Genomic DNA, 14,585 nt, shown 5'->3' with positions numbered 1-14,585 from the left:
GCGGTGTTCTCGGCATGAATGCGGCGATGATGGAGGACTATCTGAAGTTCATCGCGAACCGTCGTTTGTCGCAGATTGGCTTGAAGGAAGAGTACCCAGGCACGACCAACCCGTTCCCGTGGATGAGCGAGATCATGGACTTGAAGAAAGAGAAGAATTTCTTCGAAACCCGTGTGATCGAGTACCAGACTGGCGGCGCGCTGAGCTGGGATTGATCAACAGCACAGCTCCAAAATGTGGAAGGGGGCTTGCTCCCGATAGCGGTGTATCAGTCACAGGTACGATAACTGAACGACTGCTATCGGCAGCAAGCCCCCTCCCACATTGGGAACGCGGTGTTCCATAAACTTCGCAAATTGCCTTTTATGCCCAATCAAACCATCAAAACGCCCTGCATAGGCCTGTGTTCCACCGTCTACGGTGACCTGGTCTGCCGGGGCTGCAAGCGTTATCACCATGAAGTGATCCAGTGGAACGGCTATAGCGCCGAGGAAAAGCACGCGGTGTGGCTGCGCCTGGAGCAGTTACTGGTGCAGGTGATGAGCAGCAAGCTGGAAGTCTTCGACCCGCAGCGCCTGCGCCAGCAACTGGAAGACCGCAAGATTCGCTTCATGCCGCAACAGTCGCCCTACTGCTGGGCGTACCAGCTGATTGCCCGGGGTGCTCGAGTGATGTCAAAACTGGACGCCTATGGTCTGGGGTTGCTGCCGGAATTTCGTGAGCGTCCCCTCACGGACTTGCGCGATGCCATTGACCGCGAGTTTTTCCTGCTGTCCGAGGCCCATTACGAGCGCTACATAGCCCCGGTTTTTCTACGCGAAACCTTTGGCCCAGCCCTGATCGCCACGCTCTGACGCACAATTGTGTTTAAAATGCCGCCCGCTCAACGACTGACGCTCACCGATGACCCCAGACGCACTCGCTACCCTGCACGCCCATCTGCTCACCGCCCTGGCCAGTGCGCCCGCTGAAACCCGGCGCCTGTTCCACGGCCGTGGCCGCTGCTGGCCGGGCCTTGAGCAACTGACGGTGGACTGGTTGCAAGGCGTGGTGCTGGTGGCGCTGTTCAAGGAAACCGAGCATCTGCAGGCCTTGAAGCAGCAGTTGCTGCAGATCGACTGGGCGGGTTTCGGCGCCCATACCGTAGCGCTGCAACACCGCTACCTGCCGCAAAGCACCACCGAGTGGCTGGTCGGTGACGCCCTCGACGAACTGACCATTACCGAAGGCGGCCTGCGCTACCTGATCGACCTGGGTAAAAAGCAAAACAGCGGCCTGTTTCTCGACATGCGCTACGGCCGCAACTGGGTGCGCGAGCAGGCCAAAGGCCAGCACGTGCTTAACCTGTTTGCCTACACCTGCGGGTTTTCCGTGGCCGCTATCGAAGGCGGCGCCGAGCATGTGGTGAACCTGGACATGGCCCGAGGCGCCCTGAGCCGTGGCCGCGACAACCATCGCCTCAATGGTCACGACTTGAGCAAGGTGACCTTTCTGGGCCACGACCTGTTCAAGTCCTGGGCCAAAGTCACCCACGGCGGCCCCTATGACCTGGTGATCATTGACCCGCCCTCCTTCCAGAAAGGCAGCTTCCTGCTGACCAAGGACTACCAGCGGGTGCTGCGTCGCCTGCCGGACTTGCTCACGCCCCAGGGCACGGTGCTGGCGTGCATGAACGATCCGGCCTTGGGCGAAGACTTCCTGATCGACGGCGTCACCCGCGAGGCACCGGGCCTGCGCTTTGTACAACGCCTGGAAAACCCGCCGGAATTCCCGGATATCGACCCGCAAAGTGGCTTGAAGGCCCTGGTGTTTCGCCAGGGTTGATGCCGAAACTTCCTGCGCTTGCTACGCTAGGCCCTACGCCGGGTGGTGAACCTTATCCCCGCCTTCCCGGTCGATACCTGCATTCCCCGGCCAGACTCGACGGCGTTACGCTGTCGGCTGCCCCGTTTGATCCTTTGGAGAACCGCCCGTGATATCGACCCTGCATGTAGCCAGAATCAAAGCCTGGGGCGCCCACGGCTTCACTGCCACGGGCGTGGTATTGGCATTCCTGGCCACCCTGGCGCTGCTGGAAAACTCGCCCAAGGCCTGCCTGCTGTGGCTGGGCCTGGCACTGGTGGTCGATGGCGTCGACGGTTCCCTGGCGCGACGGGTCAACGTCAGTACGGTGTTGCCCAGCTTTGACGGCTCGGTATTGGACCTGGTGATCGATTACCTCACCTACGTATTCATCCCGGCACTGTTTATCTACCGCTATATCGACCTGCCGGAATTTACCCACCTGTTTGCGGTGTCGGTGATCCTGGTGTCGTCGCTGTTCTGCTTCTGCAACGTCAACATGAAGAGCAAGGACAACTATTTCGTCGGCTTCCCGGCGGCCTGGAATGTGGTGGCCTTGTGTGTGTACATCATCCAGCCCGATGCCTGGGTCACCCTGCTGACCGTGATCGGCCTGGCGCTGCTGACCGTGACGCCGATGAAGTTCCTGCACCCGTTCCGGGTCAAGCGCTTCATGCCGATCAACATCGCGGTGACCACGATCTGGTTGCTGTGCAGCTTCCTGATGGTAGTGGATTATCCGAACACCAACCCGTGGACGTTCGGGCTATGGTCGCTGATGTCGGCGTACTTTCTGGGCATCTGCGTCTGGCGCACGGCGCTGGAGTGGCTGGGCACCCATAAGTAACCTGTCACCCAGGATCAAAATGTGGGAGGGGGCTTGCCCCCTCCCACATTTGGTTCTGCGTACATCCGGGGGTAAGATGGCGGCCTTCCCAGCAGCCCCGCCAACAATAAGCCCTGCCCATGCCCTTCGAACTCAGCGTTGACCTGACCACCCTCGCCATTCTCGCCGTCGTGGCCTTTGTTGCCGGTTTCATCGACGCCATCGCCGGCGGCGGCGGCCTGCTCACCACGCCCGCCCTGCTCACCGCCGGCATGCCACCGCACCTGGTGCTGGGCACCAATAAGCTCAGTTCCACCTTTGGCTCGGCCACCGCCAGCTTTACCTTCTACCGCCGCAAGCTGTTCCACCCGCGCCAATGGGTGCACGCTATCGTCGGTACGTTGATCGGCGCGCTGAGCGGCGCCGTGGTCGCGCACTATTTGCCCGCCGACACCCTGAACAAGATGCTGCCGGTGATCGTGTTCGCCTGCGGGGTGTACCTGCTGTTCGGCGGCACGCCCAAGGCGCCGCTGGATGCGCAGGCACCGATCCGCAAGAAATGGCAGGCCACCCAGGGCTTCGGCCTGGGCTTCTACGATGGCGTGGCCGGGCCGGGCACCGGCGCGTTCTGGACCGTGAGCACGATGCTGCTGCACCCGATCGACCTGGTGAAGGCCAGCGGCGTGGCGCGCAGCATGAACTTCGTCAGCAACGCGGCGGCACTGACGGTGTTTATCATCAACGGCTCGGTGGACTGGATCGTCGGCCTGGCGATGGGCATCTCGGTGATGGGCGGCGCGTTCTTTGGCGCACGCAGCGCAATCAGCGGCGGCGCCAAGTTCATTCGCCCGGTGTTCATCACCGTGGTGCTCGGCCTGACAGTGCGCCTAGCCTGGCAGCACTGGTTCAGCGTGGCCTAAGCGACGGGCCACATAAAGGTCGATCAGGTAACGCGCAATCGAGCGTGACGCCGGCAACGGCGGCAGCTCGTGGATACTGAACCACTGTGCGTCTTCGATCTCGTCAGCCTGGGGCACGATGTCGCCACCGGCATACTCGGCATGAAAGCCCAGCATCATCGAATGCGGGAACGGCCAGCACTGGCTGCCCATGTACTGCAGGTTCTTCACCTCCACCTGCACCTCCTCGCGCACTTCGCGGATCAGGCAGTCTTCAGCCGACTCACCCGGCTCGGCAAAGCCGGCCAGGGTGCTGTAGACCCCGCTGACAAAGCGTGGTGAGCGCGCCAGCAGAATTTCATCGCCACGGGTCACCAGCACGATCATGCTCGGCGAAATCCGTGGGTAGCTGCGCAGGTCACAGGCTTGGCAGTACATCGCCCGCTCCCGTGGCACCTGGACCATGGCCTGGCCGCAACTGCCGCAGAAGCGATGCTCACGCGCCCAGGTGCCGATCTGCGCGGCATAGCCCAGCACTTTGTACAGGGTGTGATCGCCTTGCAGCATAAAACTGCGCAGGCCTTGCCAGCTGCAGCCCGGCACCTGGGCAGCACCGTTGATTTCCAACAGGTACACCGGCTCGCCATCGAGATGCCCGATGCCGTGTTCGGCAAATACCGACAGGTCCTGGCGCTTGAGCCATTCCCGGGGAAACAGCGGCCCGTTGGCATCGTGCAAAAAGCCGTCGCGGCTGCGGGCCACGGCCCAGCCCCCGGCGGCGTCGTTGTCCAGCAGCGTTGTGGTAATCCAGCCTGGGGTCATATCAATCAATCCACGAATTCGGGTGTCTGTTTGCTCATATGGGCCGCGATGGCCACGCGCAGGTCGTTGGATTGCAACATAGCCGAGTTCCAGGTGGCAACGTATTCCAGGCCGTCATTGATGCTGTGGTCGCGCATGTAGCTGATCATCGCCTTGGTGCCGGTGACAGCAATCGGTGACTTGGCGGCGATTTCATGGGCGATAGCCATGACGCCCGCCAACAGGCTTGCCGGGTCGGCATACACACGATTGACCAGGCCGATACTGCGCGCTTCTTCGGCGCCGAACTGACGACCGGTGTAGGCCAGTTCGCGCAACATGCCGTCGCCGACGATGCGCGGCAGGCGTTGCAAGGTGCCGACGTCGGCGGCCATGCCAATGTCGATTTCCTTGATCGAGAACTGCGCGTCCTCGGCGGCATAGCGCATGTCACAGGCGCTGATCAGGTCAATGGCGCCGCCGATGCAGTAGCCGTGGATCGCTGCCAGCACCGGCTTGCGGCAATTGTCGACCGCATTGAACGAGGCTTGCAGTTCAAGGATCTTGCGCCGCAGCACGCGTGCATTGCGGCCCACATCCTTGCCCAGCTCATTGGCCACCGAAGCCAGCATCATCAGGTCGATGCCGGAGGAAAAGTGCTTGCCGGCACCACTGAGCACCACCGCGCGCACGGCATCGGTGTCTTCGACCCATTGGAAGATATCGATGATTTCGCTCCAGAACGCCGCGTTCATCGCGTTGATCTTTTCCGGGCGGTTGATCTGCACATGGGCAACGTTGCCGTTGAGTTCGACGACGAAAGCTTGATATTCGGGCATGGCAGTGATCCCTGACTGGCGAGTGATAAGGCCTGAACTATAACAAGGGCAGGCAACGGCGCATCGGCCAAAAGCGGGACTGGCAAAAAACCTTGCCAGGCGCCATCCTTGGCGCTTTAAGCCGCCCCACCGCGGCGTTCGACGTTTGAAGGATATACCCCATGCACGCCCAGCCTCTCACCCCCGCCGATTTCGACCTGATCGAAGACACCCTGCTCAAGTACGGCGACGACCATTCGGTGCTGAACCTGGCTGAACTCGACGGTTATTTCACGGCATTGGTCTCCAGCCCGACGCAGGTGGATATCGCCGAGTGGTTCCCGGCGATCTGGGGCGGGCAGAACCCGGAGTGGGAAAGCCCGGAAGAAGCCGGGCAGTTCCTGGACCTGTGTGTACGCCACTTCAATACGCTGGCGGCGCAACTGGTCGGCGATTGCAGTGAGTTCAAGGCACTGTTCGATGACAAGGAACACCACGGCCAGTCCGTGACCCTCGCGGAAGAATGGTGCTTTGGCTATATCCGTGGCGCCGCCATCGGCCACTGGCCAGCGCTGCCCGCCGAACTGGCCGCGCATCTGGAGAAAATCTCCTGGTGCGCCGAGCAGGATAATTTCGACTTGCCGGCGGACCTGGATGTGCAGGCCCATCAGCAGCAGGTCAGCGAAATCGAGCCGGCGGCCCGAGCGCTGCACGATTACTGGCTGAGCCAGCGCTAACTCTCGACAAGCACCGCACCTTTGGCCGATTATTCGGGTCCGCCCCGTCGGCCACTCCCTGCCACCTCGCCCTGATCAGGAGCCTTGTCCCTTGAGTTCGCAAAAAACCGTGACCGTTACACCGCCCAACTTTCCTCTCAATGGCAAGGTCGCGCCCCCCGGTTCCAAATCCATTACCAACCGCGCGCTGCTGCTGGCGGCCCTGGCCAACGGCACCAGCCGCTTGAGCGGCGCCCTGAAGAGCGACGACACCCGCCACATGTCGGTGGCCCTGCGGCAGATGGGCGTGACTATCGATGAGCCGGACGACACCACCTTCGTCGTCACCGGCCACGGCAAACTGCAATGGCCGGCGCAGCCGCTGTTCCTCGGCAATGCCGGCACCGCCATGCGCTTTCTCACCGCCGCCGTGGCGACTGTGCAAGGCACTGTGGTACTGGACGGCGACGACTACATGCAAAAGCGCCCGATCGGGCCACTGCTGGCCACCCTCGGCCAGAACGGCATCCGGGTCGACAGCCCGACCGGCTGCCCACCGGTGACCGTGCACGGGGTGGGCAAGGTGCAGGCCAAGCGTTTCGAGATCGATGGAGGGCTGTCCAGCCAGTATGTATCGGCGCTGCTGATGCTTGCGGCGTGCGGCGAAGCCCCGATTGAAGTCGCATTGACCGGCAAGGACATCGGCGCCCGTGGCTATGTGGACCTGACGCTCGATTGCATGCGCGCCTTCGGTGCCCAGGTTGAGGCAGTCGACGACACCACCTGGCGCGTGGCCCCGACCGGCTACACCGCCCACGATTACCTGATCGAACCCGACGCCTCCGCTGCCACCTACCTGTGGGCCGCGCAAGTGTTGACCGGTGGCCGTATCGACATCGGCGTCGCCGCCCAGGATTTCACCCAGCCGGACGCCAAGGCCCAGGCGGTGATCGCCCAGTTCCCGAACATGCAGGCCACGGTGGTGGGCTCGCAGATGCAGGACGCCATCCCGACCCTGGCGGTGCTCGCCGCCTTCAACAACAGCCCGGTGCGCTTCACTGAACTGGCCAATCTGCGCGTCAAGGAATGTGACCGGGTGCAGGCGCTGCATGACGGCCTCAATGCAATCCGTTCGGGCCTGGCGACCATCGAGGGCGATGATCTGCTGGTGGCTGCCGACCCGACCTTGGCCGGCACGTCGTGCAACGCATCGATCGACACCCATGCCGACCACCGCATCGCCATGTGCTTTGCCCTGGCCGGGCTGAAAATCTCGGGCATTCGGATTCAAGACCCGGACTGCGTGGCCAAGACCTATCCTGGCTACTGGAAGGCCCTGGGCAGCCTGGGCGTGACGCTCAGCTACTAAGGCCACGGCGCAGGCTACGGGAGGGCACGCACATGACCATTCGCCAACCCTGCCCTCCCGGTGCCTGCGTCTGCGAGCGCGAACGCTTGCTGGAGGCGCCCGGCGCCGACCTGCGGATTCTCAACCTGACACGCCAGGAAGAAAAACGCCTGCTCGAGCGCCTGGAAAACCTCAAAAGCCTGCAGGACCTGGAGCATATGCAGCAGCGCATGTTCGAGCAATTGGGCATCCGCCTGCATATCGCGCCGGGCCACACCGAGGTCAAGAGCATGCGCGGGATCCAGATCGTCATCGACGAGCTGCCCGGCCTGTGTCGCAAGACCCGGCAATCGATCCCGGCGGCGATTCGTCGCGGCATGGAGAGGCAGCCCGAAATTGCCTACCGTTTGCTGGACGCCCATGACCTGTTCCGCGACGCTTGAATCACCCGGCTGCTGTCTCACGCTCAAACAGCCCCTGCCCGACCGTCCTGGCCTTGTGCAAATGCGCATGGGCACTGTCGCCTTCCGACTCCAGCAGCAGCTGCGAGGTCAGCACCTGGGCGCCGCAATAGTCAAAGATCCCGTAATCGATCTGCGTGCGCATGGCCTTGGCATAACCGTGCCGGTCGAAGGCGCTTGCATCCGCAGCGCCCAGGGCCAGCAGATGCACCTTTAAGTGCCGCAGCTTCTTGGTCACCGGTAGATCGGGGCCGTAATCGATCGCCCAGCCGTTGACGAAGACACGGTCGATCCAGCCCTTGAGCAACGCCGGCACGGACCACCAGTAGATCGGGAACACCACCACCAAAGCGTCGGCGCGGTCGATGCGTGCTTGTTCGGCGAGCACGTCCGTCGGCGGCGTTGCACCGCTGCGGTGTACCCGGTGGTCGGCGGCGGTGTAGCGAGGGTCGAAGTCTTCGGCGGCGAGATCGGCGATTTCAAAGCTGTGGCCGCTGGCGCTCAAACCGGCGCCGACCTGCTCGGCCACGCTGCGGGTAAGGGATTGCGGGTCGTGATGAGCAACAACGATAAGTGCGTGCATGACATGGCATCCTTTTGGGCTTAAGCTACTTTTAGTAAGTTAACGCTCGTAAGTTACTTTTGGTATATAAGCATGTCAAGCAAACAATCCCCTGCCCCGCGTCGGCGTCTTTCCCGTGAAGAACGTCTGCGTCAATTATTGGAAACCGCTTGGCACCTGGTGCGCGAAGAAGGCACTGATGCCCTGACCCTGGGCCGCCTGGCCGAGCTGGCCGGGGTGACCAAACCGGTGGTCTACGACCATTTCGTCACGCGGTCAGGCTTGCTGGCGGCGCTGTATGAAGATTTCGATGGGCGCCAGAACCAGGTATTTGTCGACGCCATCGATGCCAGCAGTGCAACACTTGAAGACCGTGCAGGGGTGATCGCGTCGTCCTATGTCGATTGCGTGCTGCTGCAGGGTCGCGAGATTCCGGGGGTGACGGCGGCACTGAGTGGTTCACCGGAGCTGGAGGCGCTCAAGCGCAAGTACGAGGCGATCTTCCTCGACAAATGCCGCGATGCCCTTGCGCCATTCGCGCCGGGTGGCAGGCTTTCCCAGGCCGGTCTGCGCGCCATGCTGGGCGCTGCCGAAGCCTTGTCGCACGCAGCCGCCAGCGCAGAGATCAGCCGCGAAGAAGCGCAGCAGGAATTGCTGGCGACCATACTGGCGATGGTCAAGCGCGGCGTCTCGGAGGCCGGATGAGGCCTATCTGATAAAGGAAAATCAATTGTGGGAGGGGGCTTGCCCCCGATGAGAGAGTGCCAGTGAATGCATCTACAGCTGACACACCCTCATCGGGGGCAAGCCCCCTCCCACAGTTTTAATCCCCAGTGTTTGAAGCTTAGGCCAGGCGTTGATCGACAAACACCCGCACCTTGCGCGTCAGTTGATCCAGATGCCGATCGCGCTGCTTTTCCGCATCCACCATGGCACGCTTGCCGTGCTTTTGCAGCAGGTAGGTATGGATCTGCCGCACTTCCAGCGAGCTGTAGACAGCGGCCACGTCCAGCACACCCATCAGCCCATCGGTGCCGTAGTCCCGCGTATTCATCAGCACTTGCGTGCCGCGCGCGCCGCGCACCTTGAAGCCCATGGCTTCGAATGCCGGGACCTTCTCGACCGAACACGCCAGTTCCGCATGGGGATAGCGCGCCAACACGTCATCGAGCATGGCCCGGGCCACACCCTGACGCCTGGAACCGGCGTGCACGGCCATAAAGGCCACGCCACAGGCTTGAGGATCGCCCTTCACCGGCAGGTACAGGCAGAAGCCGACGACGGTCTCATCCTGCAGCGCCACGACCAGCTCAACACGGATGCCTTTCGAGCCGTCCAACGCTTCGAGGTACAGGTGCACCTCAAAACCGATGGCGTACTGGTAGATGTTATAGAGCAGGTTACTGGGCGCCAGCGCCACGCTGCTGATGTCGGTGAGGTTGTCGACCGCCAACTGCAGAATCTGGCTGTTGATCGGTTCGGGACAGGGCGTGGTGTAGCGGGTAAGGCTGAACATGCAGATTCCTGGGGTTTCACGTCGAGGCAGTGGCAATTGTACCTGTTGCGCGCCGTGTAGCCGGAGTGCTCGACAGCCGACACTCAACAATTGAGTGAAAAAAGTTCGGACCAACGGGTGCATGCAGGCCCCTGGATCGCGCATCATGGGCACTTTCAAGCTCAAGGATAACGTCCATGCGCGTTCTGTCATTGATGATGGGTCTTACGACGCTGGCCGCCAGTACGGTGTTCTGCGCCAGCGCGATGGCGAATGAAGAAAGTCAGTTGGTGCAACAGATCAACCAGTACCGCAGCCAGGTGCAGCGCTGCGGCGACCAGGGTTCCCAGGAGTTGCCGCCGCTGGCCAGTGATACCCGGCTGGTGCTGCCGGCCTCCAATGTCGGCGATTTGCAGCAGTCGCTGGCGCGGGCCGCGTACCCGATGGTCAACGTGCAGGCCATCAGCCTGTCCGGGCCCAAGGACGCCGAGGCCGCCATGAAAGCGGTGCGTGAAAGCTTCTGTCGCGTGGTGCTCGACCCGCAATTCGTCGATATCGGCGTGAGCAACAACGGCCAGGACTGGCGCATCGTCCTGGCGCGCCCGCTGCTGACCAGTGGCCTGGGCGACTGGCAGACCGAAGGCCGCAAACTGCTCGACCTGATCAACGCCGCCCGCGCCCAGCCGCGCGAGTGCGGCACCCAGGCGTTCACGGCGACCACGCCGCTGTCGTGGAACGACGACCTGGCCAACGCCGCCAACAGCCATACGCGCAACATGGCCAACGGCAACTTTTTCGATCACCTCGACCACGATGGCCGTACCCCCGGCGACCGCGCCGAGCTGGCCGGCTATGTCGGGAAAAATATCGGCGAAAACATCGCCGCCGGCCTCGATACGCCGCGCAAGGTGCTCGACGGTTGGCTCGCCAGCCCCGGTCATTGCGCCAACCTGATGAACCCGCAGTTTCGCGATTTGGGCGCGGCCTACGCGATGGACCCGAAAAGCGATGCGGGCATCTATTGGACGGGGCTGTTCGGCACACAATAAAGCCTGTGGCCGAGCCGCCAAATGAGCAATAAAATCAATGTGCTATCCGGGAGAGCAACGTGCTGAACTGATTGCGCTCATACCGGTCTGTAGCTAGGCAGTCTGACCTCTTCAAGGCTTAACTACGCGTAGCGAAAAAGGTGTGAACCCAATGATGAATTGGCTGCAAGGCAGCAGCGAAATGGCAGAGCGGGTTCGTCGGCATGATTGGGCCAATTCGCCCCTGGGGCCACTTGAACACTGGCCGGACGTGTTGAAGACCACCGTTGCGCTGTGCTTCGCCTCCAGCTTCCCCCAGGCCATCGTCTGGGGGCCGCAGCTGATCACGCTCTACAACGACGCCTTCGTGCCGATCCTGGGTAACAAGCCTGATGCCCTGGGCCGCCCGTTCAGCGACGTGTGGCATGAAGTCTGGGATGACATCAGCCCTATCGCCGACACCGCGCTTGCCGGTCAGGCCACCTATATCGAAGACTTTGCGCTGTTGATCCAGCGCGGCGAGGCCCCTGAACAAGCGTATTTCACCTTTTGCTACAGTCCGATTCGGGATGCCCAGGGTCGGGTGGTCGGGTTGCTCGATACCGTCACGGAAACCACTGCCACGGTGTTTCTCGCCCGGCGCCTGGCGGTGCTGGAGGCGATCGGCAGCAGCGTCGCCACTGCAACCGACGCGGAAGCCATCATGAATTCGACCACCCGCTTGTTGGCCAAACACCTGCAGGTGTCGATTTGTGCCTACGCCGACATGGAAGACGATCAGGACGGTTTTACCATTCGCGGCGACTGGTCGGCGCAAGGCTCGCCGAGCATCGTCGGCCGTTACAGCCTGGCCGCGTTCGGTGAACGCGCGATGACCTGCCTGCGGGCCGGCGAGCCTCTGGTGATCCGCAATAACGTGCTCGAATTGCCGGCCCATGACGCCGCGCATTTCCAGGCGCTCGGCGTGACGGCGACCCTCTGCATGCCCCTGATCAAGGACGGCCGCCTCACCGCATTGATGGCCGTGCACGACAGACAACCGCGCTACTGGTCCCCCTATGACCTGGCGCTCCTGGGCGAAGTCACCGAACGTTCCTGGGCGCATATCGAACGCGTACGCGCCGATGCCGCGGTGCGTGCGGGCCTGGCGGCCTATACCGAACTCAATGCGACCCTTGAGCAGCGCGTGGAAGAACGCACCCGCGCCCTCGCCCAGGCCGAAGCCGCGCTGCGCCAGTCACAAAAGCTTGAGGCCATCGGCCAGCTCACCGGCGGCGTCGCCCATGATTTCAACAACCTGCTGACGATCATCCGCTCCTCCGTGGATTTCCTGCGCCAGCCGGGGCTGTCGGAAGAACGCCGGCAACGTTACATGTGGGCGGTGTCCGATACCGTCGAGCGAGCCAGCAAGCTCACCAGCCAACTGCTCGCCTTTGCCCGCCGCCAGCCGCTGAATCCGCAGGTGTTCGATGTCAGCCAACGGGTGCGCAACATCGGTGACATGCTCGAAAGCGTCACCGGCGCACGCATTCAAGTGCAGGTGCAATTGCCCGATCAGCCATGCTTTGCACGCATCGATCCCAGCCAGTTCGAAACCGCCTTGATCAACATTGCCCTCAATGCCCGCGACGCGATGGACGGCCAGGGTACCCTGACCATCAAGGTCGTCGGGCAGCAGCCACTGCCGCGCATCCGCGGTGACGCCGGGTCGCGCCAGCCCCACCTCTGCATTTCCCTGGCCGACACCGGCAGCGGTATAGGCGGCGATACCTTCGAGCGCATTTTCGAGCCGTTCTTCACCACCAAGGCCGTGGGCAAGGGCACCGGGCTGGGTTTGTCACAAGTTTTCGGCTTTGCCAAGCAATCGGGCGGCAATATCGATGTGGCCAGTACCCTCGGGCAGGGCACGGTGTTCACCCTGTACCTGCCCCAGGTGGAAGGCGAAGTCGCACCGCCGCAGGCCGAACATCCAGCGCTGCTGCCACTGCTGGACGCTACCCAACGGCATGTGCTGATCGTCGAAGACAACCTTGAGGTGGGGCGTTTCGCCAGCCAGATCCTCAAGGACCTGGGTTATCAGACCACCTGGGCGACCAGCGCCGAACAGGCGCTGACACTGGCCGGCAAAGACGCCGAGGCCTTCGACGCGATTTTTTCGGACGTGGTGATGCCAGGGATGACCGGTGTCGCCATGGCCAGGCTGATGCGTCAGCGCCGTGCGGACCTTCCGGTGGTGCTCGTGTCGGGCTACAGCGAGGAACTGGCGGACAGTGGCTACGAAGGCTTTGAGTTCCTCGCCAAACCCTACTCCGCCGAACAGGTTGCGCGCGCGTTGGCCAGGGCCATGACCAGGGATCAGCCGGCCACGGCGACCTGATTGCGACCCAGCGCCTTGGCCCGGTACAGCGCCTTGTCGGCGCTATCCATCAAGCCATTGAGGTCCAGCGGCTGGGCGTGGGTCGAGGCAAGCCCCAGGCTGGCGCTCAGCCCCTCCACCGGGTCGGCCCGCAGGGCGCCAATGGCCTGGACCAATTGCTCTGCAATGCCGCGCGCGGTCTCCAGCGACGTATTGGGCAGCAATATCGCGAATTCTTCGCCCCCCAGGCGACCGGACACATCGACCTGGCGAAACGAGGCGCTGATCACGCCGCCAATCTGGCGCAACACCTGATCACCGGTCTGATGACCGTAGGTGTCATTGATGCTTTTGAAGTGATCCAGGTCCAACATCAGTGCGCACAACGGCTGCTGCTCGCGGTGGCACTGGGCGTACAGCGCCTGGGCACGCTCGAAGAATGCACGCCGGTTCATCAACCCGGTCAGTTCATCGGTCTGCGCAGCGTGGGTTGAAAGGGTGTGAGCACGTTCCATCTGGCGCGTCAGGCGAAAGGCTTTTTCCAGGGCATCGGAGAGTTTGCGCGTGGCGCCCACTACAAAGGAGGAAAACACCAATACCGCCAGCGCTACGCCCACCTGCATCGGCGACGGCTGGAACAAAAGCCACAGGGTACAAGGCAACAGCACCAGGCCCATGGACCCCATCGACATAGCGCGATAAGCCGAATAGCACGACACCGCGCTGACCGACATGCCCACGGCAAACAGCATGACCAGCACTTGGGACAGGCGGTCATCGACCGGCATCACCGCCAGCGCCCCGCCGCCCCAGATCGCCGCCGACAGCATCAGGGTCAGCCAGTAACGACGCTCCCAGCGCGCGGGCGTGCGTTCGCTGTTGGGGCAGCGGAACCACCCGAGGAACAGCTGCACGCGCAACAGCGAAGAACCCGCCAGCAGCACCAGCCAGACCACGATGACCTGGTGATCGAAGCGATCCCAGCACAGCCAGCAGAGCATGATGGCGGCCAGGTAGCTGCCAAAGATGGCCGAAAACGACTGGCGAAACAGCTGATGCAAACGGTCGGTTCGCACCTGCTCTTCGATAATGCGATCCGGGTCTTGCCCATGCCCAAGGCTATGCATGCGATTCGCCTGTTTGGCTGCTGCGACAGAGGCGCCATTGTGGCACCCTGCCAGTAGCCCGGACAACAGGATCCTGCGCGCTAGAGCGTTTAACCCTTCTGAGCAGATGCACTGCAATCGAAATGTGGGAGGGGGCTTGCCCCCGATGGCGGCCTCTGGGCCGACCAGGATGCTGGATTGGATTAAGTACATATCCGTTTCTGCGGTAACGGCGGCTGGCGGTTCCGCTTTTACAGCGGGTCACTTTTGGAAAAGAGCCCCAAAAGTAACCAAAAAGGCTCTTGCCCCACCACTCGGCACCTCGCT

General features: G+C 62.4%; 15 protein-coding genes and 1 pseudogene. 11 read left to right on the top strand and 5 right to left on the bottom strand.

Annotation, left to right across the window (positions count from 1 at the left end):
* The 5 genes and pseudogenes from CIB54_RS26900 to CIB54_RS26880 form a co-directional block, all read left to right on the top strand.
* Window positions 1-215: pseudogene (locus tag CIB54_RS26900) on the top strand (ribonucleotide-diphosphate reductase subunit beta); the annotation flags it as partial.
* Window positions 216-365: 150 nt separating this feature from the next.
* Complete coding sequence (locus CIB54_RS26895; protein WP_065949541.1) at window positions 366-854, top strand: DUF1289 domain-containing protein; 489 nt, start codon at window positions 366-368, stop codon at window positions 852-854.
* Between the two features lie 49 nt (window positions 855-903).
* Window positions 904-1,824, top strand: coding sequence for a class I SAM-dependent methyltransferase (locus CIB54_RS26890; RefSeq protein ID WP_101221462.1), 921 nt, complete (start codon window positions 904-906; stop codon window positions 1,822-1,824).
* Window positions 1,825-1,972: 148 nt separating this feature from the next.
* Window positions 1,973-2,689, top strand: coding sequence for a phosphatidylcholine synthase (gene pcsA / locus CIB54_RS26885; RefSeq protein ID WP_101221461.1), 717 nt, complete (start codon window positions 1,973-1,975; stop codon window positions 2,687-2,689).
* Window positions 2,690-2,808: 119 nt separating this feature from the next.
* The gene (locus CIB54_RS26880) at window positions 2,809-3,588 is read left to right on the top strand and encodes a TSUP family transporter (RefSeq protein ID WP_101221460.1); all 780 of its coding nucleotides are present in this window, start codon (window positions 2,809-2,811) and stop codon (window positions 3,586-3,588) included.
* Here CIB54_RS26880 and nudC read toward each other — a convergent pair.
* Both nudC and CIB54_RS26870 read right to left on the bottom strand, forming a co-directional pair.
* A complete protein-coding gene (gene nudC, locus CIB54_RS26875) occupies window positions 3,556-4,389 on the bottom strand; it encodes an NAD(+) diphosphatase (RefSeq protein WP_101221459.1) in 834 nt (277 codons plus the stop codon). The two genes, CIB54_RS26880 and nudC, sit on opposite strands and share 33 nt — an antisense overlap.
* 5 nt (window positions 4,390-4,394) lie before the next feature.
* Window positions 4,395-5,207 (bottom strand): crotonase/enoyl-CoA hydratase family protein, encoded by an 813-nt coding sequence (locus CIB54_RS26870; protein WP_101221458.1) that lies wholly within the window; start codon window positions 5,205-5,207, stop codon window positions 4,395-4,397.
* Between the two features lie 161 nt (window positions 5,208-5,368).
* Between CIB54_RS26870 and CIB54_RS26865 the strand changes: the two genes are divergently transcribed.
* From CIB54_RS26865 to CIB54_RS26855, 3 genes are all read left to right on the top strand, one after another.
* Window positions 5,369-5,923, top strand: coding sequence for a UPF0149 family protein (locus CIB54_RS26865; protein WP_101221457.1), 555 nt, complete (start codon window positions 5,369-5,371; stop codon window positions 5,921-5,923).
* Window positions 5,924-6,014: 91 nt separating this feature from the next.
* Window positions 6,015-7,271, top strand: a complete 1,257-nt coding sequence (locus CIB54_RS26860) for a 3-phosphoshikimate 1-carboxyvinyltransferase (protein ID WP_101221456.1) — start codon at window positions 6,015-6,017, stop codon at window positions 7,269-7,271.
* A 32-nt stretch (window positions 7,272-7,303) separates the two neighbouring features.
* Window positions 7,304-7,693, top strand: coding sequence for a hypothetical protein (locus CIB54_RS26855; protein ID WP_065949533.1), 390 nt, complete (start codon window positions 7,304-7,306; stop codon window positions 7,691-7,693).
* Between the two features lies 1 nt (window position 7,694).
* On the opposite strand, the gene CIB54_RS26850 is transcribed toward CIB54_RS26855, so the two are convergent.
* Window positions 7,695-8,294, bottom strand: coding sequence for an NAD(P)H-dependent oxidoreductase (locus CIB54_RS26850; RefSeq protein ID WP_101221455.1), 600 nt, complete (start codon window positions 8,292-8,294; stop codon window positions 7,695-7,697).
* A 72-nt stretch (window positions 8,295-8,366) separates the two neighbouring features.
* On the opposite strand from CIB54_RS26850, the gene CIB54_RS26845 reads away from it, so the two are divergent.
* Window positions 8,367-8,978 carry a TetR/AcrR family transcriptional regulator gene (locus tag CIB54_RS26845; protein WP_065949531.1) on the top strand — a complete coding sequence of 204 codons (612 nt, stop codon included), beginning with the start codon at window positions 8,367-8,369 and terminating at the stop codon, window positions 8,976-8,978.
* A gap of 139 nt (window positions 8,979-9,117) precedes the next feature.
* On the opposite strand, the gene CIB54_RS26840 is transcribed toward CIB54_RS26845, so the two are convergent.
* Window positions 9,118-9,789: a GNAT family N-acetyltransferase gene (locus CIB54_RS26840; protein WP_101221454.1), complete on the bottom strand. Its 672-nt coding sequence runs from the start codon at window positions 9,787-9,789 to the stop codon at window positions 9,118-9,120.
* A gap of 176 nt (window positions 9,790-9,965) precedes the next feature.
* On the opposite strand from CIB54_RS26840, the gene CIB54_RS26835 reads away from it, so the two are divergent.
* Complete coding sequence (locus CIB54_RS26835; protein WP_065949529.1) at window positions 9,966-10,817, top strand: CAP domain-containing protein; 852 nt, start codon at window positions 9,966-9,968, stop codon at window positions 10,815-10,817.
* Between the two features lie 151 nt (window positions 10,818-10,968).
* Window positions 10,969-13,173: a GAF domain-containing protein gene (locus CIB54_RS26830; RefSeq protein ID WP_101221453.1), complete on the top strand. Its 2,205-nt coding sequence runs from the start codon at window positions 10,969-10,971 to the stop codon at window positions 13,171-13,173.
* On the opposite strand, the gene CIB54_RS26825 is transcribed toward CIB54_RS26830, so the two are convergent.
* A complete protein-coding gene (locus CIB54_RS26825) occupies window positions 13,152-14,279 on the bottom strand; it encodes a GGDEF domain-containing protein (RefSeq protein ID WP_101221452.1) in 1,128 nt (375 codons plus the stop codon). The two genes, CIB54_RS26830 and CIB54_RS26825, sit on opposite strands and share 22 nt — an antisense overlap.
* Window positions 14,280-14,585 lie beyond the last annotated feature (306 nt).

Source organism: Pseudomonas fluorescens, assembly GCF_002837185.1.
Lineage (GTDB): Bacteria > Pseudomonadota > Gammaproteobacteria > Pseudomonadales > Pseudomonadaceae > Aquipseudomonas > Aquipseudomonas fluorescens_AM.
Note: the sequence above shows the minus strand (reverse complement) of the source record. Positions and strands in the feature narration are given on the sequence as shown.

Coding starts and splice junctions, on each gene's coding strand:
- CIB54_RS26895 (WP_065949541.1), top strand. CDS start 366: ATGCCCAATCAAACCATCAAAACGCCCTGCATAGGCCTGTGTTCCACC.
- CIB54_RS26890 (WP_101221462.1), top strand. CDS start 904: ATGACCCCAGACGCACTCGCTACCCTGCACGCCCATCTGCTCACCGCC.
- CIB54_RS26880 (WP_101221460.1), top strand. CDS start 2,809: ATGCCCTTCGAACTCAGCGTTGACCTGACCACCCTCGCCATTCTCGCC.
- nudC (WP_101221459.1), bottom strand. CDS start 4,389: ATGACCCCAGGCTGGATTACCACAACGCTGCTGGACAACGACGCCGCC.
- CIB54_RS26870 (WP_101221458.1), bottom strand. CDS start 5,207: ATGCCCGAATATCAAGCTTTCGTCGTCGAACTCAACGGCAACGTTGCC.
- CIB54_RS26865 (WP_101221457.1), top strand. CDS start 5,369: ATGCACGCCCAGCCTCTCACCCCCGCCGATTTCGACCTGATCGAAGAC.
- CIB54_RS26855 (WP_065949533.1), top strand. CDS start 7,304: ATGACCATTCGCCAACCCTGCCCTCCCGGTGCCTGCGTCTGCGAGCGC.
- CIB54_RS26850 (WP_101221455.1), bottom strand. CDS start 8,294: ATGCACGCACTTATCGTTGTTGCTCATCACGACCCGCAATCCCTTACC.
- CIB54_RS26845 (WP_065949531.1), top strand. CDS start 8,367: ATGTCAAGCAAACAATCCCCTGCCCCGCGTCGGCGTCTTTCCCGTGAA.
- CIB54_RS26840 (WP_101221454.1), bottom strand. CDS start 9,789: ATGTTCAGCCTTACCCGCTACACCACGCCCTGTCCCGAACCGATCAAC.
- CIB54_RS26835 (WP_065949529.1), top strand. CDS start 9,966: ATGCGCGTTCTGTCATTGATGATGGGTCTTACGACGCTGGCCGCCAGT.
- CIB54_RS26830 (WP_101221453.1), top strand. CDS start 10,969: ATGATGAATTGGCTGCAAGGCAGCAGCGAAATGGCAGAGCGGGTTCGT.
- CIB54_RS26825 (WP_101221452.1), bottom strand. CDS start 14,279: ATGCATAGCCTTGGGCATGGGCAAGACCCGGATCGCATTATCGAAGAG.